The organism is Streptomyces sp. NPDC101166 (assembly GCF_044768125.1).
Taxonomy (GTDB): Bacteria; Actinomycetota; Actinomycetes; order Streptomycetales; family Streptomycetaceae; genus Streptomyces.
Genome location: NZ_JBIWPF010000096.1, coordinates 1 through 1550, shown reverse-complemented (window position 1 = coordinate 1550; position 1550 = coordinate 1). Strand labels below are relative to the sequence as shown.

General features: G+C 65.5%; 2 protein-coding genes and 1 pseudogene. All 3 read left to right on the top strand.

The window, feature by feature from the left end; translation table 11 throughout:
* Positions 1–209: pseudogene (locus tag ACIRS4_RS36660) on the top strand (TetR family transcriptional regulator); the annotation flags it as partial.
* Positions 210–290: 81 nt separating this feature from the next.
* Entirely contained in the window at positions 291–1052 is a 762-nt protein-coding gene (locus tag ACIRS4_RS36655) for an SDR family NAD(P)-dependent oxidoreductase (RefSeq protein WP_404204359.1), read from the top strand.
* 140 nt (positions 1053–1192) lie between these two features.
* A partial coding sequence (locus ACIRS4_RS36650) for a DUF4254 domain-containing protein (protein WP_404204357.1) occupies positions 1193–1550 on the top strand: 358 nt, incomplete at its 3' end.

Below are 1550 nucleotides of genomic sequence, written 5' to 3'. Positions count from 1 at the left end.
AGTCCAGTTGGGCCTACCTCGAGACGACGCTGACTTCAGCCCTGCTCCGGGCCCGCGCGCAGGGTGAACTCGGCGCGGATTCCGATCCGCGCGCACTTGCCCGATTCATCCTGGTTTTCTTTCAAGGCGTGCGAGTTCTGGAGCGCGCACCGGATTCCGCTGCGCGCCTGCGTGATGCTGCCCGAGTCGCCGTATCCGTCGTCACCTGAACGGTTTTCCGATCCATCCACAAGCTTCACGCCTATCTTAATTCAAGACCGTTCGTTCTATAAAAGGAGCTGTGGACTGTCATGAGCGCACGATTCGATGACAAAATTGTGCTGATCACGGGCGGCGCGGGCACGATCGCCGGGGCGACAGCCCAGGCGTTCGCCGATCTCGGGGCCACAGTGGTGCTGGCCGGCCGCGATGCGGGTCAGCTGGCCGAGGCCGCGAGGCGGGTTCGCACCCAGGGCGGGAAGGCGGACTGGGTGGTCGCCGACGTCACCGACGCGGCGCAGGTAGCCGCCATGGTCGAGGAGGTCGTGCGCCGGCACGGCGGCCTGCACGTGGCGTTCAACAATGCCGGAATTCTGGGTACCCCGGCCGCGGTCGGCGATCTCGGCGACGAGGATTGGCAGCGGGTACTGAATGTCAATCTGACCGGGGTTTTCCTGTCCATGAAGCACGAGATCGCCAATATGCGCGGCAATGGCGGCGGTGTCATCGTGAATATGGCGTCGAATATCGGTTCACATGGACGGCGGCCGGGACTGGCCGCCTATGCGGCGTCCAAAGCGGCGGTCAGCGTGCTGTCGCAGACCGCGGCGCGCGACCATATCGGTGACGGCATTCGTATCAATGCGGTCAGCCCGGGGGCGACCGATACGCGAATGTCGTTCCGCCCCGGTGAAACTCGCGCGGACCGGAACGCCCGGGTGGCCTCGGCAATTCCGCTGGGCCGGGTCGGGGATCCGGCCGAGATCGCGGCGGCGGTAGTCTGGCTGGCCTCGCCGGAATCCGCTTTCGTCATCGGGCACGATCTGGTGATCGACGGTGGCGCCACCGCCTGATCTCACCGATTACGCGCCGCGCGCCGCGAGGTTCCCCTAGCGGAATGGCAGTGGGCTGTTGAACCGGCAGACATGTGCCTGTCATCTGCGCTGACTAATCTTCTTGAAATTCGCAGGTCGCGGTATTAGGAGCAGTAGCGATGAGGGACACACTGCCATCCAAGAACCAGGTCCTTCAGGCTTGCCGTGGGACAGGTTTTCCCGGACATCCACTATTGCGCGCCGCGCACGATCTGACCGGACTACACGAGCGCCTGCTCAGCGCCCGGCCGGAGCAGCTCACCGAACTCGACACGCGCCGTTCGAATTTGGTGCACGAGATCGACTGCTGGGTGACGGCGCAATTGCCGCCGTCGCACGGCGCGGCCCGCGTACACACCGAGACGCTCGGCGCGGTCATCGATCGGCTGGCCCGGCTCACCGCCGCCGCCTATGCCGCCCTGGCGCGCGAATCCGGCCGGGATCTCACCGTGACCTGGGAGCATCTGGCCGAATTGG

Excerpts from the sequence above, each read along its gene's own strand:
- ACIRS4_RS36655 (WP_404204359.1), top strand. The coding sequence starts at position 291 with ATGAGCGCACGATTCGATGACAAAATTGTGCTGATCACGGGCGGCGCG.